Source organism: Enterobacter chuandaensis (genome assembly GCF_003594915.1).
In the GTDB taxonomy this organism is placed as follows: Bacteria; Pseudomonadota; Gammaproteobacteria; order Enterobacterales; family Enterobacteriaceae; genus Enterobacter; species Enterobacter chuandaensis.
Map to the genome: position 1 here is coordinate 37,679 of NZ_QZCS01000021.1, position 18,306 is coordinate 55,984.

Sequence of the window (18,306 nt, forward strand, 5' to 3'; positions counted from 1 at the left end):
ATATAGGCGAAGATGAAATGAGGATCAAAGAGAAGGATCGTTTTTTGTGAGCAGTGCGGGAAAAAAAGCCCCGGCAGGCGAAACGCCGCCGGGGCAAGGAAGGTTATTTTTGCGCAAGCTGATTGCGGCGATATTCCCCCTGACGCTCCAGCATCCAGCCCGGATATTCGCGCGGCATTGCACTGACGGCATCCAACTGCTTAAGCTCGTCTTCGCTTAAGCGGATCCCGGTGGCGGCAATGTTGTCGTCCAGCTGATCGACGCGTTTCGCACCAATAATGACGCTGGTCACCGCTTTCTGGTGCAGCAGCCACGCCAGGGCGATTTGCGCGACGGAGACGCCCTTGCTCTCGGCAATCGTGCGCATCACGTCCACGCAGTCGAAAGCGCGATCTTTATTCACCGGCGGGAAGTCAAATTCCAGACGGCGGCTACCGGCCTCGCTCGTCCCGTCGCGGCCATATTTTCCGCTCAGCAGGCCGCCCGCCAGCGGGCTCCAGACCATCAGCCCGACGCCTTCGCTCTGCATCATCGGCACCAGCTCGCGCTCAAGGTCACGCCCGGCGATGGTGTAATACGCCTGCAGCGACGCGAAACGCGCCAGCCCGAGGCGTTCAGAGATACCGAGCGCTTTGGCAATCTGCCATGCCGCCCAGTTAGAAACGCCGATGTAGCGCACGTGGCCGTGCTGGACCAGGTTATCCAGCGCATAAAGCGTCTCTTCAATCGGCGTTGCCGGGTCGAAACCGTGCAGCTGATAGAGATCGATATGATCCAGCTGCAGGCGGCGCAGGCTCTCCTTCACGCTGCTGATAATGTGATAGCGCGAGCTGCCGCGCGAGTTCACTCCCGCGGTGCCGGTTTCACCGAACACCTTGGTGGCAACCACCACATTTTCGCGCGGGACGTTGAGGTTTTTCAGCGCCTGCCCGAGAATTGCCTCCGAGCGCCCTTCCGAGTAAACGTCGGCGGTGTCGATAAAGTTGATCCCGGCATCCAGCGCGCGGCCCACCAGCTGCTCGGCCTCGTTTTGCTGAAGCTGACCAATCTTGCCCCACATGCCGCCTTCACCGCCGAAGGTCATGGTGCCGAGGCAGAGTTCAGAAACAAACAGTCCGGTATTGCCCAGTTTTTGATAACGCATAACGCATTCCTCGCATGTCGATTGGGTGTCTGTTAGTTATACCCGCCCTCCAGCCATCGCGAATGTGGCGTTCCTGTCCGTTTCTTGCCCAATCCTCTGAATTTATCCGCGCGGGGCGTCGCCAAAGACGCTGTAATCCGGAAGCTGCACCTGCTGATACGGCTCCCAGCCGCCGCCGAGGGCCTTGTAGAGCGCCACCAGATCGAGCGCGCTCTGGACCTGCGCCTGCGCCCGCTGCTGCTCGGCCTGCGCCAGCTGCCGCTGGGCGTCCAGCACGTCGATAAAGCTGGCGATCCCCTGACGGTAGCTGTCGCTGGCGAGATCAAAGGCGTTTTGCAGCGCGTCGATGGTTTTCGCGAGGCCCGCTTCACGCTGCTGGTCGGTGCGATAGCTCACCAGCGCATTTTCCACGTCCCCGAGCGCCGTCAGGACCGTCTGGCGATAGTCCAGCACTGCCGCCCCCTGCTGCGCGCGCGCCACCTTGACGCTGGAGACCAGTCGACCGCCCTGGAAGATGGGAATGGAGACCTGCGGACCGAAGCTGTAAAAGTGGCTGCTCCAGTCGGTCAGCCAGTTGGTTTCGCTGTTGCGCAGGCCAAACTGACCCGAGAGGGTAAAGCTCGGGAACAGTTCCGCCACCGAGACGCCGATTTGCGCCGTGGCGGCATGAAGGTTCGCCTCCGCTTCGCGCACGTCCGGGCGACGGCGCGCCAGCGTGGACGGAATGCCGGTCTGCACGATATCCGGCAGTGCGGGCATTGGCTGCACAGACTGAAGTTCGCCATCCAGCGCACCCGGCGGCTTGCCGAGCAATATAGCCAGGCCGTTCATCGCCTGTCGTTCCTGCGCCTGATACTGCGGCAGCTGCGCTTCAAGATTGCCCAGCTGCGCCCGGGCGTTTTCCACGTCCATCTGCGGTGACAGCCCGCCGCGCTGGCGGCTTTCGGTGAGATCCAGCGTCTGCTGGGCGCTTTTAATCTGGGTGTTCAGAGTGGCGATAATGCTCTGCGCCCCGCGCAGCTGGAGCCACGCGCGCGCCACTTCTGCTTCCAGCGACACCAGCGCGTCGTTGCGCTGCTCGATGGCCGCTTTCTGCTGCGCCTCGGCGGCTTCCACCTGACGGCGCACCTTGCCCCAGAGGTCGATTTCCCACCGGGCGTCGAAGCTGCCCTGATAAAGGTTAATTGGCTGCGTCAGCGGGCCTAGCGCGCCCCGCAGTTCAGGATCGACATTATCCAGCTGGTCATACACACCGTGGGATTTCAGCTCCCCTTCCAGCCCGAGCTGCTGGCGCGTCGCCTGCAGATTGCCGTTCACCGACGGGAAAAACGCCCCGCCCGCCTGGTTAATCTGCTCACGCGCTCCTGCGATGCGCAGCACCGTTTGCTGCAGCGTCAGGTTCCCGGCGATGGCGCGCTCGACCAGGCTGTCGAGCTGCGGCGAACCAAAGGTCTTCCACCAGCGCGGGTTGGTCGCGGCGGAGGTGGTTTGCGATTTCACCGCGCTGTCGCCCTTATCGTTCCAGTGCGTAACGACGGGCGGCGCGGGCTGCTGATAGTCCGGCCCAACGGCGCAGCCCACCAGCAGCATCATAATCATCAGGGGGTGTAAACGTCTGTGTATCATCAGTGTGCTCCTGCACTCCCCTCGCTCTTAACCGGCGAGAGCAACAAACAAAACGGAATCAGTAATAAGGCCACCGCGCTCAGAATGGTGAAGACGTCGATGTAGGCCAGAAAGCGCGACTGCTCGATCATGGTCTGGTACATCCGTCCGGTGGCAATCCCGGTCGGGTCACCCACCTGGGTGGTGAAGTTTTGGATCGCCTGAGCGCTTTCGCGTATCGCCTGCTGGAACTGCTCGTTAAACGGCGAGGCGTGGTACGCCAGATGGGCGCTGTGCGCCTGCGAGCGCTCGGTAATGGCGGCCGTCGAGAGCGAAATCCCAATTGAGCCCGCCACGTTGCGGAACATGGTAAACAGCGCCGCCGCGTCGGCGTTGAGCCGCCTCGGTATCGAGATAAAGGCGATGGTAGTCAGCGGCACAAACAGGAACCCCAGACCAATCGACTGGGCGCTGCGGAACAGCACCAGCGTTTCGAAGTCTATATCCGGCGTCAGCGTGCGCGACCAGAAGAACGACACCGCCAGGCAGGTAAAGCCAAAGGCGATGATCCAGCGCGTCTGCACCACCGGCATCAGCTTCAGCACCAGCGGGATGGTCAGCACAATCAGCACCGCGCCGGGCGACAGCACCAGCCCGGACCAGGTGGCGGTATAGCCCAAATCCTGCTGCGCCAGCTGCGGAATCACCACCGAGCTGCCGTAGAGGATCATCGCCATCCCCGCCATCAGCAGGCTGGAGATGGCGAAGTTGCGGTCTTTCATGCAGTGCAGATCCACCACCGGCTTTCTGGCATACACCAGCCAGTAGATTGCGCCGATAATGCCGATAAGCGTCAGCACCCCGAAGGTGCGGATAAAGTTCGAGTAGAACCAGTCTTCATCTTCCCCCCGGTCGAGCATCACCTGCAAACAACCGAGCCCTAAGGCGATCAGGCCGATCCCGGTCCAGTCGATCGTCAGCTTCTCTTTTGATTTGCTCTCCCAGGGCGGATCTTCCAGCAGCTGGTAGATCGCCAGCACCGTGACAATCCCCACCGGGATGTTGATAAAGAACACCCAGCGCCAGGAGTAGTTGTCGGTGATCCAACCGCCCAGCGTCGGGCCGAGGACCGGCGCAACGATAATCGCAATGGAGGAAAGCCCAAACGCTTTGCCCCTGTCTTCAGGCTTGAAGTAGTCGAGCAGCACCGACTGCTGCGTGGGCTGCAGCCCGCCGCCAAAGAAGCCCTGCAACACGCGGAACAGGATGATCTGCCACAGTTCGGTGGCAATCCCGCACAGGAACGAGCAGACGGTAAACATCACGATGCAGATCAGAAAGAACTGCTTGCGGCCAAACACCCGGCTCAAAAACGCCGAGATGGGCAGTACAATGCCGTTCGCCACCAGATAGCTGGTTAACACCCAGGTGGATTCGTCATAGCTGGACGAGAGTGACCCCGCCACGTGCGGCAGCGCCACGTTGACGATGGTGGTGTCCAGAATTTCCATAAACACCGCCAGGGTGACGACAATCGCCACCGCCCACGGGTTACTGGCGGGCTTCCAGTTATCGTGGCTGTGATCCGTCATTCCACTGTCACCTTCGGTGCAACCGACAGCCCCAGCGGCAGCGGTTTATTCTGATCGAGTCCCTTATCAATCACGATTTTCACCGGCACGCGCTGCACAATTTTGACGAAGTTACCGGTGGCATTTTCTGCCGGGAAGGCGGAGAAGCGCGAGCCGCTGCCCTGCTGGATGCTGTCGACGTGGCCCTCAAGCTCCATATCCGGCCACGCATCCACGGAGACGGTAACCTTATCGCCGGGCTTCATGCGCTCGAGCTGGGACTCTTTAAAGTTCGCCACTATCCACACGTTCGGGGAAACCAGCGAGAACAGGGCCGTGCCCGCCTGCACCAGCGTGCCGGGCTGCACGTTGCGTTTGGTGACAAAGCCGTCGAACGGGGCGCGGACTTCGGTGTATGAGAGGTTCAGGTTCGCAGTTTCCAGCTGCGCTTTAGCCTGGTCGACCTGACGCTCGCGGGCTTCGACGTTGGTCTCCTGCTGGCGGATTTGCAGCTGTACCTGCTCCGCCACTTCCAGCTGCGCCTGCGCGCTGGCAAGGCCAGCCTGGGCGCTGCGCAGCTGAGCGTTCGCGGAATCAATACTTTGCTGGGTGGTCGCCCGCGGGTCGACGCCGCGCTGGCGACGGTACTCCGCCTGGGCGTTCGCCAGATCGGCCTGCGCTTTCAGCACCTGCGCTTTGGCTTCGTCACGCTGGGCGGGATATTGCACCTTCGAGAGCGCCAGCTGCGCCTGGGCCTGATGCAGCTGCGCGATAGCCAGCCCAAGCTGAGCCTGAGCCTGATCGCGCTGGGCGGTGGTATCGCGCGGATCGATGACCACCAGCAGATCGCCCTTTTTCACGCGCTGGTTATCGCGCACCCGCAGCTCGGTAACGTAGCCCGCCGTTTTGGGGGCAATCGTCACCACGTCGCCGTCGGTAAAGGCGTCGTCAGTCGTCTCTTCGTTACGGGTTAAAAACCACCAGACCAGCGCCACGACGACCATTACCACCACGACAATGCCGAGGATAATTAACGGTTTTTTGCCCGGGCGCTTACGCTCATTATTGTTTTTGTCCTGCTCGTCAGCAGGTGGGTTTTGATCTTCAGCCATAGTTCAGCAACGGTCCTGTCAGTGAGCGGCATCACACTATGCCGTTCACTAAAGCTAGGACGTTGCTATACGTTTGCCAGGAAAAACTGACAAATTGCGCACTATATGAGAAGGAATAGTCCGAAACCGATCGCCGCTGCCCAGAACAGCATCGGAATTGACCAGAGATGAAAGCGCCACCAGATGCGACGGTCGTTGGCCATACGCAGGGCGATCAGGTTTGCCAGCGAGCCGGGCAGCAGCCCAAACCCGCCGATGTTCACCGCCCAGGCCAGAAGGGTGTCCGGTGGAACGTAGTTAAGCAGCAGAATGGTGGAAGGCACGTTGCTGATAAACTGAGACAGGCCAATCGCCGTCAGCCACAGTCCCGGCTGCGACAGCGTGCTGACGCTGTGCAGAACGTTTTGCAGCACCGGAAGCTGAATCAGGAGATGCACATCAATAAACATCGCCATAAAGACCAGCAGCAGCGTCCAGTCCACGCTCACCAGCACGCGCCGCGCCAGCACGACAAAGCCCGCGGCAACGAGCAGCACGCCCGCCAGTTCATACTTCAGCTCCAGCGCGAACAGAAAGACGATGTATAACCCGAGGCAGCTCCAGACCAGCCGCGGCTGCCACTGCGGGCCCGTGGTCCCGCTATGGTATTGCAGCTTTTTATCCGGGAACGCGAACCAGCAGACCGCCAGCAGGGACAGCATCATCACCAGCGCCAGAGGCGCCATCTGCCAGGTAAAGGCGGCGAACGACAGGCCGGAACGTCCCCAGAGAAGAATATTTTGCGGGTTACCGATGGGCGTCAACAGTGAGCCGGCGTTAACCGCGAGCGCTTCAAAGATAATCAGACGGCTGACCGGGATCTCGCAAAGCTTACGCAGGGTGAGCGTGAGGGGCACAATGATAAACAGCGCCACATCATTGGTCAGAAACGTCGACAGCACCGCGGCGGAGAACACCATAAACAGGGCCAGCCTGCGCTCGGTGGCAAAACGGCGCACCATTTTACGCCCCAGCACGTCAAAATAGCCGCTCAGCTCGACACCTTTGGTGAGCATCATCAGGCCGCTCAGGGTAATGATAGTGCGCCAGTCAATGGCTGCGGGCCAGGCGTGGGGGGCAAATGGCACAAAGAGGCTTAACCCTGCGCCAGTGATTAATAAAAGATGGAAGAAACGATCGCGTGACAGGGCCTGCAGTCCAGGGATTTTCATTCAGCGGAGGGACCATATTTAAGGGTAAACTCGCGAAACTTCACCAGCGTCTCTTCGCTCACGTGGTGCTCCATTCCTTCCGCATCCCGGCGGGCAATCTCCGGGCTGACGCCCAGCACCAGCAGAAAGTTCTCGACAAGCTGGTGGCGCTCGCGGCTCTCCTGCGCAAGCTTCTCCCCTTCCGGCGTCAGAAATACGCCGCGCCAGGGGATCATTTCGATCAGGCCTACCGAGGCCAGACGTTTTAACATTTTCGCGACAGTCGGTTGCGAAACGCCCAGTCTGGCGGCCATATCGACCTGACGCGCTTCCCCAACCTCGCGAATCAAATCGGAAATCAGCTCAACATAATCATCAATCAGTTCACGTCGGTGTGCTTCACGAACCTGGCGAAAACCTTCGACATGTTCTTCAACGTTCACCAGTTGCGTCGTTTTCCTCATTGTTGGCTTACCTGCACGACGGTTCATTGTACTTCCTCAGTGGGGGTGACGCTTCCAGCGCCCGGTATCGAGAGCGCACATTGTAAACCATAGCTCTGCAAGCACAAAAAATTAACGAAATAGCCATAGCTATACAATATAGCCTGTGCTATATCTGTATGTAATGCAGTCACCCTTCACGGATCGAAGGGATCAAACATCAGGAGGTCTTATGAACGAATTCAAGAGGTGTATGACCGTGTTTACCCACTCTCCTTTTAAAGTGCGCTTAATGCTGTTGAACATGCTGTGCGATATGTTTAACAACAAACCGCATCAGGACGACAAACCTTCCCACTAAGCGGCGTTGCGGTACGCCGCTTCATTTTTCCGTCACACTTCCGCTGTACACTGGCTTTCTGCCGCGCTATTCCCGATCTTTTTTACGGATTTGCAGCCCCCTTCGCAAAACATCTGCTTAGCAACTGTTGACCTTATTACTCGCTCGCTCTATCTTCTTGCAGCCCTGCACAAATTGCGGCTCGCTGAAGCGGACCCTCATTCCCTCTCCACGCACTGTCAGGCAGGTTTTGACCCTTGGCGCCAGGGTGAGCACATGGCGTTTTCATGATAGTGATCTATGAACTTAACCCTGAAAGAAACACTTGTTACCCGCAGCCGGGCCTTAAGCCCGTGGACGGGATTCTACTTTCTGCAATCGCTGCTGATTAACTTTGCGCTTGGCTACCCGTTTAGCCTTCTCTACGCCGTGGCGTTCACCTGCGTGCTCCACGTACTGTGGCGGAGTGCCCCGCGCGTGCAGAAAGCGCTGGTGGGGGTCTGTTCGCTGATTGCTGCGATGTATTTCCCGTTTGGCCAGGCCTATGGCGCGCCAAACTTCAACACCCTGCTGGCGCTGCACTCCACCAATATGGAAGAGTCGACGGAGATCCTGACGATCTTCCCGTGGTACAGCTACGTCGTCGGCCTCTTTATCTTTGCGCTTGGCGTCATCGCGGTTCGCCGTAAAGCAGAAGCCAAAAAAGCATGGGGAAAAATAGAATATTTGTGCCTGGCGTTCAGCGTGGGGACGTTTTTCGTTGCGCCGGTGCAAAACCTGGCCTGGGGCGGCGTATTCAAGCTGAAGGATACTGGCTACCCGGTATTCCGTTTCGTGAAAGACGTCGTGGTGAACAATAAAGAGGTTCTCGACGAACAGGCGCGCATGGCTGAGCTTTCCACGATGAAAGACACCTGGAACGTGCTGGCGGTTAAGCCGAAATACCATACCTACGTGGTGGTGATTGGCGAGAGCGCGCGTCGCGACGCGCTGGGCGCCTTCGGCGGGCACTGGAATAACACCCCGTTTGCCAGCTCCGTCAATGGCACTCTGTTTACCGACTATATTGCGGCCAGCGGCTCGACGCAGAAATCGCTCGGTCTGACGCTTAACCGTGTGGTGGATGGTAAACCCCAGTATCAGGATAATTTTGTCACCCTGGCCAACCGCGCCGGTTTTCAGACATGGTGGTTCTCCAATCAGGGACAAATTGGCGAGTACGACACGGCCATCGCCAGTATCGCTAAGCGTGCTGACGAAGTGCAGTTCCTCAAGAGCGGCGATTTTGAAGCCGACAAAAATACCAAAGACGAGGCGCTGCTGAAGATGACGGCCCAGGTCTTTGCTACTCCGCGCACTCAGCCTCAGCTGATTGTCCTGCACCTGATGGGATCGCATCCGCAGGCCTGCGATCGCACTGGCGGTAAATACGCGGAGTTTGTGCAGTCGAAAGAGACCTCTTGCTATCTCCACACCATGACGCAAACCGACGAGCTGCTCAGCAAGCTGTACGATCAGCTGCGCAATACGGGCGACAGCTTCTCGATGGTCTACTTCTCAGATCACGGGTTGGCGTTTAAAGAGCGTGGGAAAGAAGTGCAGTATCTGGCGCACGACGACACGTTCCAGCAGAACTTCCAGGTGCCGTTTATGGTGCTGTCGAGCGATGATAAAACGCATCGCATTATTAAAGCGCGGCGCTCGGCGAATGATTTCCTGCAGTTCTTTTCGCAGTGGACGGGGATTAAGGCCAAAGAGATAAAAAATGATTACCCGTTTATCTCCGGGAAAAAGGGGCCGGCAGTCTACATTACTAACTTCAAGTTACAGAAAGTTGACTATAACCACCTGGGTACGGATATTTTTGATATTAAGAGTAAGTAGTTTCTGCCGTCTCGTGCGGTCTGATGCCCTCACCCTGGCCCTCTCCTGTCGGGAGAGGGTACAAACAAAAAAAAATCCGCCACATTGGGCGGATTTTTTATTAGCTCACCGAAGTGATTAGAAGCGGTAACCTACGCCCGCGATCCAGGTGCCAACGTCAACGTTGCGGATACGGCTCTGCTCATAGGAGAAGTCCAGAGCAACGTCCTGGATTGGGTTGAACTGCAGGCCTGCGCCATAGGAGAAGCCGTAGTCGCTGTTGCTTGCAGTGCGGTTCAGACCCTGGTTTTCGGTCTGCTGGAATTTACCGTAGCCAACACCTACAACACCGTAGATGCTCGCCCAGTCGTTCAGACGGTAAGCTGGACCCGCAGTGATCCCGTAGTACTGGCCTTTGTTATATGCGCCGTTTTCAGTACGATCTTTCTCGGTGTAGGTGAAAGAACCGATCACGCCCAGCGGGTTGTTATCCTGCTCGTAACGATACTTCAGGTTGAAACCGTTAGTTTTGTTCATCACGCCCTGCATATCGCTCTGAGCGTAACCACCAGTTACAGTTGAAGTTGCCGCTACAGCGGTACCTGCAGAAACAGCCAGAACGGCTGCCAGTGCTGAAAGACATGCAATTTTTTTCATAACCACCTCAAATGTGCTTCAAGTAAGTCCGTAAGTTTTAAATATATCAAAAAAATTTGCGAAACTCTTTGCGATTCGTGATGTCTAATGAGGCTTTTCCTGTAACTAAACGTTTCCAGCCTCAGCTATCCCTTTCAAATCACATGCAATTTTCCCTACTAAATGCTCATAGTGCGCGTGTGCGCTGTTACATTCATCCAGATTATTCCTAATCTTTCAGGCGATAAATCCACCAGCGCTTAACCATTTTACGGATTTCATGAGGCTTTTTTTTCAACGGAGTCTCAACCGCTGCCGTATATTTCCTTTACACTGCAACCTTTACTTCATTTGACATAAGCTGACAGGAGAAAGGATGCCTGGGTTATCCCGCACGTCGTCGGTCTGGTTGCCGGTAGCAGTCATACTTATTGCCATGTTGTCCATTCAGAGCGGTGCTTCGCTTGCAAAATCGCTTTTCCCACTGGTGGGCGCGCCCGGGGTGACAGCGCTGCGTATCGTGCTGGGAACGGCGATACTGGTTGCCATTTTCAAACCCTGGCGTCTGCGCTTCAAAAAGGAGCAGCGTCTCCCCCTTCTGTTTTATGGTCTCTCTCTTGGGGCGATGAACTATATGTTCTACCTCTCCATCCAGACCATCCCGCTGGGGATTGCCGTCGCGCTGGAGTTTACCGGTCCGCTGGCGGTGGCGCTTTTCTCTTCCCGTCGTGCGGTGGATTTTATCTGGGTCGTGTTAGCCGTGCTGGGATTATGGTTCCTGCTGCCGCTCGGCCAGAATGTCTCTGAGATTGATCTCACGGGCGCAGCGCTGGCGCTGGGGGCAGGTGCCTGCTGGGCTGTTTACATCCTCACCGGGCAGCGCGCGGGAGAGGAACATGGCCCGGCAACGGTGGCCCTGGGTTCGGTGATTGCGGCTATCGTTTTTGTGCCGATCGGGATGGCGCAGGCCACGGAGTCTATCTGGCAATGGTCAGTCATGCCCATCGGCCTGGCGGTCGCTGTTCTCTCAACGGCTCTCCCCTACTCTCTGGAGATGATCGCCCTGACGCGTCTGCCGACGCGCATATTTGGCACCCTTATGAGTATGGAGCCTGCTCTCGCCGCAATCTCCGGAATGGTGTTCCTGGGCGAAACGCTGACATTCACCCAGACGCTGGCGCTCTGCTCGATTATTGCGGCGTCGATGGGCTCAACGCTCACCATGCGTCCTGAACCCAAAGTCGAGAAAGTCGACATCCGCTAAAGCCATATATTCTGCATGGCTTCACGGCCATGCAGAATAAAGGCCAGAACATCATCCGTTATAATTTCTTACATAGTTTGTCATATTATCGAAATATCCTTCCCCACCCACTCCCCTCCAGGGGAATTAAGATTGATCTGTATCAATTTTAAAATTATCAATTAATTTCAATTAATTAAATTATCAACATCCTTCTTGCTATTAAACCGATAGGCACAGCCAGACCGCAGAGAAAAAATCCGGTGCTATACTTAGTTCCGTAATTACCTGGGACATAAACATCAAGAGGATATGAGATTATGAGTACCGCTAAACTGGTGAAAACGAAAGCGTCTAATCTGCTTTATACCCGTAACGATGTATCGGATAGCGACAAAAAAGCGACCATTGAGTTGCTGAATCGCCAGGTGATCCAGTTCATCGATCTTTCGCTGATCACCAAACAGGCCCACTGGAATATGCGCGGTGCAAACTTTATTGCCGTCCATGAAATGCTGGATGGTTTCCGCACAGCACTGGTGACACACCTTGATACGATGGCTGAACGTGCCGTACAGTTGGGCGGTGTTGCTTTGGGGACCACGCAGGTCATCAACAGCAAAACGCCATTGAAAAGCTACCCGCTGGATATCCACACCGTTCAGGATCACCTGAAAGAGCTGGCAGACCGTTACGCGATTGTGGCTAATGACGTGCGTAAAGCGATTAGCGAAGCCAAAGATGAAGATACCGCAGACATCTTCACCGCCGCGTCCCGCGACCTTGATCAGTTCCTGTGGTTTATCGAATCCAACATCGAATAATCCATACGACTTTTCTATCAAACCCTCGCCTCCGGTGAGGGTTTTGCACATCTGTGGTGCACACTTTTTGCCTGAGACGGTGCAAAAGTGAAAAAATTGTAATAATCACCTCACACAACCGTTAACGGAAGATTGTTTTTTCGTCAGAATGGACGCTAAATATCTCCCCGTCAGTTGAGCCAAACGAAGCGCACCAAAATGGTGCTCCATCCTGGTGCAACACGACATCATTGCCCCGTTTTTTGTGCAATGCATGATTCCATCCCCTTTGCAAAACAACAGCTTGTAAAGTTGGCACGATTTTTTCATTGTGCCACTCGTTCTCGCAGGGGATCGCCCCGTGGATATAAAAGGAAATGCTATGAAGTCTGTATTAAAAGTTTCACTGGCTGCACTTACCCTGGCTTTTGCGGTGTCCTCTCAGGCTGCCGACAAACTGGTTGTGGCGACCGACACGGCGTTCGTTCCGTTTGAATTCAAACAGGGTGATAAATACGTTGGTTTTGATGTGGATCTGTGGGCCGCTATCGCCAAAGAACTCAAACTGGATTACACCCTGAAGCCGATGGACTTCAGCGGCATCATCCCGGCGCTGCAAACCAAAAACGTTGATCTGGCCCTGGCGGGTATCACCATTACCGACGAACGAAAAAAAGCGATCGACTTCTCTGACGGCTACTACAAAAGCGGTCTGCTGGTGATGGTGAAAGCGGATAATAACGACGTCAAAAGCGTGAAAGATCTCGACGGTAAAGTGGTGGCAGTGAAGAGCGGCACCGGTTCTGTGGATTACGCGAAAGCGAACATCAAAACCAAAGACCTGCGCCAGTTCCCGAACATCGACAACGCGTACATGGAGCTCGGCACCAACCGTGCTGACGCCGTTCTGCACGACACCCCGAACATCCTGTACTTCATCAAAACGGCCGGTAACGGCAAGTTCAAAGCCGTAGGCGACTCTCTGGAAGCGCAGCAGTATGGTATCGCGTTCCCGAAAGGCAGCGACGACCTGCGCACGAAAGTTAACGGCGCGCTGAAAACGCTGAAAGAGAACGGTACTTACAACGAAATCTACAAAAAATGGTTCGGTACTGAGCCTAAATAATTTTACCTGAATTCAGGTTTGTAACGCCCGGCGACGCTCACGCTTGCCGGGCCTACGTTTTTCGTTTTTCACCACGGTATACAGGAATACATCATGCAGTTTGACTGGAGCGCCATCTGGCCTGCCATTCCACTCTTGCTTGAAGGCGCTAAAATGACCCTGTGGATTTCGGTCCTGGGTCTGGTAGGTGGGTTGATTATCGGTCTTGTCGCCGGTTTCGCCCGTACCTACGGTGGCTGGATTGCAAACCACATCGCACTGGTTTTCATCGAAGTGATCCGCGGCACCCCGATTGTCGTGCAGGTCATGTTTATCTACTTCGCCCTGCCAATGGCCTTCACCGACCTGCGCATCGATCCGTTCAGCGCGGCCGTGGTTACCATTATGATCAACTCGGGCGCCTACATCGCGGAAATCACCCGCGGTGCGGTGCTGTCGATTCATAAAGGTTTCAGCGAAGCCGGTCTGGCATTAGGTCTTTCTCGTCGCGAAACGATCCGCCACGTTATACTTCCGCTGGCGCTGCGCCGCATGCTGCCGCCGCTGGGTAACCAGTGGATCATCAGCATCAAAGATACGTCGCTGTTCATCGTTATCGGCGTGGCCGAGCTGACCCGTCAGGGTCAGGAGATTATTGCGGGCAACTTCCGCGCGCTGGAAATCTGGAGTGCGGTCGCCGTTGTTTATCTGATCATTACGCTGGTACTGAGCTTTGTTCTGCGCCGTCTTGAAAGAAGGATGAAAATCCTGTGATTGAATTTAAAAACGTTTCCAAGCACTTTGGCCCAACCCAGGTGCTGCACAATATCGATCTGAACATTAAGCAGGGTGAAGTGGTGGTGATTATCGGGCCGTCCGGCTCCGGTAAATCCACCCTGCTGCGCTGCATCAACAAGCTGGAAGAGATCACCAGCGGCGATCTGATCGTCGACGGCCTGAAGGTTAACGATCCGAAAGTGGACGAGCGTCTGATTCGCCAGGAAGCGGGCATGGTGTTCCAGCAGTTCTACCTGTTCCCGCACCTGACGGCGCTGGAAAACGTGATGTTTGGTCCACTGCGCGTGCGCGGTGCCAACAAAGCGGCGGCGGAAGCGCTGGCAAAAGATCTGCTGGCGAAGGTGGGCCTGGCGGAGCGTGCACACCACTACCCTTCCGAGCTCTCCGGTGGCCAGCAGCAGCGCGTGGCGATTGCGCGCGCGCTGGCGGTGAAACCGAAGATGATGCTGTTTGATGAGCCAACGTCCGCACTCGACCCGGAGCTGCGCCACGAGGTGCTGAAAGTCATGCAGGATCTGGCAGAAGAAGGGATGACGATGGTGATCGTGACCCACGAAATCGGCTTTGCCGAGAAAGTGGCCTCCCGCCTGATCTTTATTGATAAGGGCCGCATCGCGGAAGACGGTAACCCGCAGGAATTGATCGCGAATCCGCCGAGCCAGCGTTTGCAGGAGTTCCTGCAGCACGTCTCCTGATCACTCGCTTCGTACAGAGCCGGGCTTGCCCGGCTTTTTTACGCCAGATTGTTCCCAAAAACTCCCCTCCGCCTCTCGCCCTCTATACTTATCATTTTGCACGATATTTTTTGTCGGAGGACGCCGTGCCGTGGATCCTGCTGCTGTTGATAAGCCTGTTTAGTGCGCCATCGCTCGCCGTGGCGATCCCCGGCGTCACCACCGGAACAACTGCTACTCAGCAAAATACGCCGCCTCCGGAGCCGGATGCAGAACAAAAAAAAGCGGCCTATAGCGCCCTTGCCGATGTTCTGGAGAACGACGCCTCACGCAAAGAGCTCATCGAGCAGCTGCGCAAAGCCGCCGCCACGCCGCCGCAGGAGTCTGCTCCTACCCTCACCCCGCCGCAGGTGGAGGAGCAAAAAACGGTGCTGGAAAACGTCACCGACGTAAGCCGCCACTATGGTGAAGCGCTCTCCTCACGCTTTGCCCAGCTCTACCGCAACCTGATGGGATCGCCGCATAAGGCATTCAATCCGCAAACCTTTACCGCGGCTGCCACCCAGTTTTTGATGCTGGCCGCTGCCGTTTTTATTTTTTACTGGCTGGTGCGCCTGTGCGCCTGGCCCCTGTACCGCAGGATGGGCCTGTGGGGACGAAAAAAGAACCAGCATAAAAGCAGCTGGCTGCATCTCCCGGCCATGATTACCGGGGCGTTTTTCATCGATTTACTGCTGCTGGCACTGACGCTGTTTGTCGGTCAGGTCGTGGCCGATCGCCTCAACACGGGCAACAAAACCATTGCCTTTCAGCAGGCGCTCTTCCTGAATGCGTTTGCGCTCATCGAATTTTTTAAAGCGGTGCTGCGCGTCATCTTTTGCCCGCGCGTGCCTGAACTTCGTCCTTTCAATATCACCGACGACAGCGCGAAATACTGGGCCGTGCGGCTAAGCGTGCTCAGCGGCCTGATAGGCTACGGCCTGCTGGTTGCCGTGCCGATTATCTCCAACCAGGTCAACGTGCAGTTTGGCGCGCTGGCGAACGTGATGATCATGCTCTGTATAACCGTCTGGTCCCTTTACCTTATCTTTCACAACAAAAAGGCGATCACCGAAAGTCTGCTGCATCTGGCCGACCGTACCCTCTCTTTCTTCAGCCTGTTTATCCGCGCCTTCGCGCTGGTCTGGCACTCGCTGGCGAGCGCGTACTTTATCGTGCTGTGCTTCTTCTCGCTGTTCGACCCGGGAAACAGCCTGAAATTTATGATGGGGGCGACGTTCAAAAGCCTGGCGATTATCGGCATCGCGGCGTTTGTGTCCGGGCTGCTTTCGCGCTGGCTCTCGAAAACCATCACCCTGTCGCCGCAGGTGCAGCGTAACTACCCGGAGCTGCAAAAGCGGGTGAACGGCTGGATGTCGGTGTCGCTCAAGGTGGCGCGCATTCTGACCGTCTGCGTGGCGATCATGCTGCTGCTGAATGCGTGGAGCCTGTTTGATTTCTGGAACTGGCTGCACAACGGCGCAGGTGAGAAAACCGTCGATATTTTAATTCGCATCGCGCTGATTCTGTTCTTCTCCGCCGTCGGCTGGACGCTGCTGGCGAGCCTTATCGAGAACCGTCTGGTATCCGATATTCACGGCAGACCACTCCCCAGCGCCCGCGCGCGCACGCTGTTAACGCTGTTCCGTAACGCGCTGGCGGTGATTATCAGCACCATCACCATCATGATTGTGCTCTCTGAAATCGGGGTGAATATCGCCCCGCTGCTGGCGGGTGCCGGTGCCCTGGGGCTGGCGATCTCCTTCGGTTCACAAACGCTGGTAAAGGATATTATTACCGGCATCTTTATCCAGTTTGAGAACGGGATGAACACCGGCGATCTGGTGACCATCGGGCCGTTGACCGGCACGGTCGAACGGATGTCGATTCGTTCCGTCGGGGTGCGCCAGGATACCGGGGCGTACCACATTATTCCGTGGTCATCGATCACCACCTTCGCCAACTTTGTGCGCGGGATTGGCTCCGTTGTGGCCAACTACGATGTGGATCGTCACGAGGATGCGGATAAAGCGAAGCAGGCGCTGCGGGATGCGGTCAGCGAACTGATGGAGATGGAGGATATTCGCGGGCTGGTGATTGGTGAACCGTCGTTTGCCGGCATCGTTGGGCTGACCAACACGGCGTTCACCCTGCGCGTGTCGTTCACCACGCAGCCGCTGAAGCAGTGGACGGTGCGTTTCGCCCTCGACAGCATGGTGAAAAAACACTTTGATCTGGCGAACGTGCGGATGCCGGTGCAGACGTATCAGGTGTTACCGCCGCCCACCTCGCCACTCCCTCCGCAGGAGCCGACGCTGTAACCGAGCCGGGTGGCGGCTTACGACGGGGTGCTATTTGCGACGTTTGTTATCGTCCATAAACGACCAGGCGATGAAGCGGCTCTGCTTCTGGCCCTGGGCCATCTCTTTTTTTACTACTTTTACGGCACCCGCTTCGGTCAGCGCGCGGTAGAGCGGTGGCAGGTTATCCCCCCGGGAAACCAGCGTCGTGAACCACTTCACCTGACGGCCGAACTGTTTGCTTTCTGCAATCATGCGCAGGATAAAAGCGACTTCCCCACCCTCGCACCACAGCTCCTGCTGCTGCCCACCGAAGTTCAGCGCGGCATCTTCCGCCTGACCGAGGTTGCGGCGTTTGCGCTCGCTGCCTGCGCGGGCTGCCGCTGCAGAATCATGGAACGGCGGGTTGCACATCGTGGCGTCATAGCTTTCGTTTTTATGAATAATGCCGTTGAAGATCGACGCCGCCTCTTTCTGACGGCGCAGACGAATGGCGCGGCTCAGGCCGGGGTTAGCGCTGACGATCGCCTGCGCGCTGGCAAAGGCCTCGGCGCCGATTTCGCTCCCGGTAAAGCGCCAGCAATACTCATGCACGCCAATCAGCGGGTAAATCAGGTTTGCCCCGGTGCCAATATCCAGAATAGAAGCCTGCTGCGGTACAGCGCCGTCACGATCTTCGGCAAGCAGATCGGCAAGGTGATGAACGTAATCAGCACGGCCCGGCACGGGCGGGCAGAGAAAGCCTTCCGGAATATCCCAGTGCGCCACACCGTAGAAATGGGCCAGCAGCGCTTTGTTCAGCGTTTTTACCGCCAGCGGGTCAGCAAAGTTGACCGACGGCTCCCCGGCAGGCGTCTGGACAATATAGTCCTGCAGCGGAGGGCAGCTCTGGCACAGGGCGTTCATGTCGTAGCGGCTGCGGTGGCGATTTCGTGGGTGCAATCCCGGCTTGTGGGAAGTCATGGCGTTCTCCTTTAAACAGCGGCGTAAGATACCCTGTGCTGGCTCAGCGGTAAATCTTTCTCTGCGTCGCTTAAAAACTCGTCATAAATCAAACACCTTTATCTCTATAATCTGTCAGCAGATTGTCAATTTTTATCGTTCAAAAAATAAGCAGATCATCATCAAATATTTGCGCTAAGTCACACTCGGCAGGCTTCTAAACTTAAAGGGAATCACCTGTTGTTTCCTCATGAGGATGTGATTATGAAAAAGTATCTGACCCTTGCTGTTATCGCTGGCGTTCTGGCGACCGCTTCATTTTCTGCAATGGCCGTCCAGTCGCTTACCCAAAGTAACGATACCAGCCAGCTGCGACCTGCGGGCACCGTCTCGGTAAGCCGCGCGAGTAACCTCGACGATCTGCAAAACAAACTGGCCGAGAAAGCCCGCCAGGAAGGTGCGAAAGGCTTCGAGGTGAACTCCGCAGGCGGAGATAAC

General features: G+C 56.5%; 17 protein-coding genes. 9 read left to right on the forward strand and 8 right to left on the reverse strand.

Annotated features, from left to right (window positions below; all coding sequences use genetic code 11):
• Window positions 1-103 precede the first annotated feature (103 nt).
• From D5066_RS21915 to mntR, 6 genes are all read right to left on the reverse strand, one after another.
• The gene (locus D5066_RS21915; RefSeq protein ID WP_119917209.1) at window positions 104-1,144 is read right to left on the reverse strand and encodes an aldo/keto reductase; all 1,041 of its coding nucleotides are present in this window, start codon (window positions 1,142-1,144) and stop codon (window positions 104-106) included.
• Between the two features lie 102 nt (window positions 1,145-1,246).
• The gene (locus D5066_RS21920; protein ID WP_119917210.1) at window positions 1,247-2,770 is read right to left on the reverse strand and encodes an efflux transporter outer membrane subunit; all 1,524 of its coding nucleotides are present in this window, start codon (window positions 2,768-2,770) and stop codon (window positions 1,247-1,249) included.
• Complete coding sequence (locus D5066_RS21925; RefSeq protein ID WP_119917211.1) at window positions 2,770-4,341, reverse strand: DHA2 family efflux MFS transporter permease subunit; 1,572 nt, start codon at window positions 4,339-4,341, stop codon at window positions 2,770-2,772. The genes D5066_RS21920 and D5066_RS21925 overlap by 1 nt, the downstream gene beginning before the upstream one ends.
• Window positions 4,338-5,432: an HlyD family secretion protein gene (locus D5066_RS21930; protein ID WP_080327810.1), complete on the reverse strand. Its 1,095-nt coding sequence runs from the start codon at window positions 5,430-5,432 to the stop codon at window positions 4,338-4,340. Before D5066_RS21930 ends, D5066_RS21925 begins: the two co-directional genes overlap by 4 nt.
• A gap of 101 nt (window positions 5,433-5,533) precedes the next feature.
• Window positions 5,534-6,643: an anion transporter gene (locus D5066_RS21935; RefSeq protein ID WP_119917212.1), complete on the reverse strand. Its 1,110-nt coding sequence runs from the start codon at window positions 6,641-6,643 to the stop codon at window positions 5,534-5,536.
• Complete coding sequence (mntR, locus tag D5066_RS21940) at window positions 6,640-7,113, reverse strand: manganese-binding transcriptional regulator MntR (protein ID WP_023335001.1); 474 nt, start codon at window positions 7,111-7,113, stop codon at window positions 6,640-6,642. The genes D5066_RS21935 and mntR overlap by 4 nt, the downstream gene beginning before the upstream one ends.
• Window positions 7,114-7,297: 184 nt before the next feature.
• Here mntR and mntS point away from each other — a divergent pair, with 184 nt between their 5' ends.
• Together mntS and D5066_RS21950 are read left to right on the forward strand one after the other, a co-directional pair.
• Window positions 7,298-7,426 carry a manganase accumulation protein MntS gene (gene mntS / locus D5066_RS21945; RefSeq protein WP_014831181.1) on the forward strand — a complete coding sequence of 43 codons (129 nt, stop codon included), beginning with the start codon at window positions 7,298-7,300 and terminating at the stop codon, window positions 7,424-7,426.
• Window positions 7,427-7,705: 279 nt separating this feature from the next.
• Window positions 7,706-9,289: a phosphoethanolamine transferase gene (locus D5066_RS21950; protein ID WP_119917213.1), complete on the forward strand. Its 1,584-nt coding sequence runs from the start codon at window positions 7,706-7,708 to the stop codon at window positions 9,287-9,289.
• A 117-nt stretch (window positions 9,290-9,406) separates the two neighbouring features.
• On the opposite strand, the gene ompX is transcribed toward D5066_RS21950, so the two are convergent.
• The gene (gene ompX / locus D5066_RS21955) at window positions 9,407-9,925 is read right to left on the reverse strand and encodes an outer membrane protein OmpX (RefSeq protein WP_028012448.1); all 519 of its coding nucleotides are present in this window, start codon (window positions 9,923-9,925) and stop codon (window positions 9,407-9,409) included.
• A gap of 355 nt (window positions 9,926-10,280) precedes the next feature.
• On the opposite strand from ompX, the gene rhtA reads away from it, so the two are divergent.
• The 6 genes from rhtA (at window position 10,281) to ybiO (ending at window position 16,887) form a co-directional block, all read left to right on the forward strand.
• Window positions 10,281-11,168 carry a threonine/homoserine exporter RhtA gene (rhtA, locus tag D5066_RS21960; RefSeq protein ID WP_080327813.1) on the forward strand — a complete coding sequence of 296 codons (888 nt, stop codon included), beginning with the start codon at window positions 10,281-10,283 and terminating at the stop codon, window positions 11,166-11,168.
• A 299-nt stretch (window positions 11,169-11,467) separates the two neighbouring features.
• A complete protein-coding gene (gene dps / locus D5066_RS21965) occupies window positions 11,468-11,971 on the forward strand; it encodes a DNA starvation/stationary phase protection protein Dps (RefSeq protein WP_008501171.1) in 504 nt (167 codons plus the stop codon).
• Between the two features lie 361 nt (window positions 11,972-12,332).
• A complete protein-coding gene (gene glnH, locus D5066_RS21970; RefSeq protein ID WP_080327814.1) occupies window positions 12,333-13,076 on the forward strand; it encodes a glutamine ABC transporter substrate-binding protein GlnH in 744 nt (247 codons plus the stop codon).
• A gap of 93 nt (window positions 13,077-13,169) precedes the next feature.
• Window positions 13,170-13,829 carry a glutamine ABC transporter permease GlnP gene (gene glnP / locus D5066_RS21975; protein WP_003858462.1) on the forward strand — a complete coding sequence of 220 codons (660 nt, stop codon included), beginning with the start codon at window positions 13,170-13,172 and terminating at the stop codon, window positions 13,827-13,829.
• A complete protein-coding gene (gene glnQ / locus D5066_RS21980) occupies window positions 13,826-14,548 on the forward strand; it encodes a glutamine ABC transporter ATP-binding protein GlnQ (protein WP_028012446.1) in 723 nt (240 codons plus the stop codon). Before glnP ends, glnQ begins: the two co-directional genes overlap by 4 nt.
• A gap of 125 nt (window positions 14,549-14,673) precedes the next feature.
• Window positions 14,674-16,887: a mechanosensitive channel protein gene (gene ybiO, locus D5066_RS21985; RefSeq protein WP_119917219.1), complete on the forward strand. Its 2,214-nt coding sequence runs from the start codon at window positions 14,674-14,676 to the stop codon at window positions 16,885-16,887.
• A 30-nt stretch (window positions 16,888-16,917) separates the two neighbouring features.
• On the opposite strand, the gene rlmF is transcribed toward ybiO, so the two are convergent.
• Window positions 16,918-17,829: a 23S rRNA (adenine(1618)-N(6))-methyltransferase RlmF gene (rlmF, locus tag D5066_RS21990; RefSeq protein ID WP_165853367.1), complete on the reverse strand. Its 912-nt coding sequence runs from the start codon at window positions 17,827-17,829 to the stop codon at window positions 16,918-16,920.
• Window positions 17,830-18,072: 243 nt separating this feature from the next.
• On the opposite strand from rlmF, the gene D5066_RS22000 reads away from it, so the two are divergent.
• The coding region (locus D5066_RS22000; protein WP_119917216.1) for a YdgH/BhsA/McbA-like domain containing protein at window positions 18,073-18,306 on the forward strand (234 nt) is incomplete at its 3' end.

What these genes read in the sequence shown, in the direction of transcription:
- D5066_RS21915 (WP_119917209.1), bottom strand. Translation starts at nt 1,144, where the DNA reads ATGCGTTATCAAAAACTGGGCAATACCGGACTGTTTGTTTCTGAACTC.
- D5066_RS21920 (WP_119917210.1), bottom strand. Translation starts at nt 2,770, where the DNA reads ATGATACACAGACGTTTACACCCCCTGATGATTATGATGCTGCTGGTG.
- D5066_RS21925 (WP_119917211.1), bottom strand. Translation starts at nt 4,341, where the DNA reads ATGACGGATCACAGCCACGATAACTGGAAGCCCGCCAGTAACCCGTGG.
- D5066_RS21930 (WP_080327810.1), bottom strand. Translation starts at nt 5,432, where the DNA reads ATGGCTGAAGATCAAAACCCACCTGCTGACGAGCAGGACAAAAACAAT.
- D5066_RS21935 (WP_119917212.1), bottom strand. Translation starts at nt 6,643, where the DNA reads ATGAAAATCCCTGGACTGCAGGCCCTGTCACGCGATCGTTTCTTCCAT.
- mntR (WP_023335001.1), bottom strand. Translation starts at nt 7,113, where the DNA reads ATGAACCGTCGTGCAGGTAAGCCAACAATGAGGAAAACGACGCAACTG.
- mntS (WP_014831181.1), top strand. Translation starts at nt 7,298, where the DNA reads ATGAACGAATTCAAGAGGTGTATGACCGTGTTTACCCACTCTCCTTTT.
- D5066_RS21950 (WP_119917213.1), top strand. Translation starts at nt 7,706, where the DNA reads ATGAACTTAACCCTGAAAGAAACACTTGTTACCCGCAGCCGGGCCTTA.
- ompX (WP_028012448.1), bottom strand. Translation starts at nt 9,925, where the DNA reads ATGAAAAAAATTGCATGTCTTTCAGCACTGGCAGCCGTTCTGGCTGTT.
- rhtA (WP_080327813.1), top strand. Translation starts at nt 10,281, where the DNA reads ATGCCTGGGTTATCCCGCACGTCGTCGGTCTGGTTGCCGGTAGCAGTC.
- dps (WP_008501171.1), top strand. Translation starts at nt 11,468, where the DNA reads ATGAGTACCGCTAAACTGGTGAAAACGAAAGCGTCTAATCTGCTTTAT.
- glnH (WP_080327814.1), top strand. Translation starts at nt 12,333, where the DNA reads ATGAAGTCTGTATTAAAAGTTTCACTGGCTGCACTTACCCTGGCTTTT.
- glnP (WP_003858462.1), top strand. Translation starts at nt 13,170, where the DNA reads ATGCAGTTTGACTGGAGCGCCATCTGGCCTGCCATTCCACTCTTGCTT.
- rlmF (WP_165853367.1), bottom strand. Translation starts at nt 17,829, where the DNA reads ATGACTTCCCACAAGCCGGGATTGCACCCACGAAATCGCCACCGCAGC.